The organism is Synechococcus sp. R6-10, assembly GCF_047461815.1.
In the GTDB taxonomy this organism is placed as follows: Bacteria; Cyanobacteriota; Cyanobacteriia; order Thermostichales; family Thermostichaceae; genus Thermostichus.
The window spans coordinates 1-719 of the sequence record NZ_JANSHW010000571.1 but is presented as its reverse complement, the minus strand read 5'-3'; the positions used below and the strand labels follow the sequence as shown (position 1 = coordinate 719).

Sequence of the window (719 nt, the reverse complement as noted above, 5' to 3'; positions counted from 1 at the left end):
ACTTTTGCCAAACCGCCTAAAGCTCAGTAAATTCAGCAAAGTTCAGGGTTTTGGGGGTTAGAGGCATGCTCTGCAGGAGGGTTAGCGCAGGTTGAGTTGGGGCTGCAAATTAAAGGAGTGCCCCGGCACCATCACGTAGACGTCGGGGATGTTGGTGGGCTCCAGGCTTTGCAGGGCTAACCCTTCGATGTTGGAGCGCAGGGCGTTGTTGATGGTGGCTTCCAGTTGGGACAAAACCTGCGCCTCGTTGCCCTGAGCGGCCAAGCCAGGAAACTGGCTGTACACGGCGCGCGCCAAGCTGCTGGCCAAGGGGAGCTGGATCAGGGTGAGGTTGGATCCCCCCAGCTGGGGGCCCAAGGTGTTGGCCCGGCCGCGGATGCCCAAAGCTTGGAGGGCATTGGCCGTTTGGCTGACGGGGATGGTGCAAGTATCCATCTTGTAAACGGGCACTGAGGCCATGGTCAGAGCAGAAACGCTGGTCAGTTGCACCACAGTAAAGGAGGCAGTGCCGTTGTAGGCAAAGCAAAAATCGCGAAAGGCTGCGGGCACATTGGCAGCGCGGATGGGGCGCTCATCGTCAAAGCCGCCCGACTCGGCGAAGATGTTGCGGATAGCGAATCCCCCGAAGAAGGCCAGCAGGGCCACCACCAGCAGGATCGTCAGATCGGAGGAGGAGACCCCCCCGCTGGAGCTGCCGCCTCGCCCACCACCGCCATATC

1 pseudogene is annotated in these 719 nt (G+C 60.6%); it reads right to left on the bottom strand.

The annotated features are described in order from the left end of the window. Positions 1–81: 81 nt before the first annotated feature. Positions 82–719, bottom strand: a pseudogene (locus NW837_RS13980) (hypothetical protein); the annotation flags it as partial.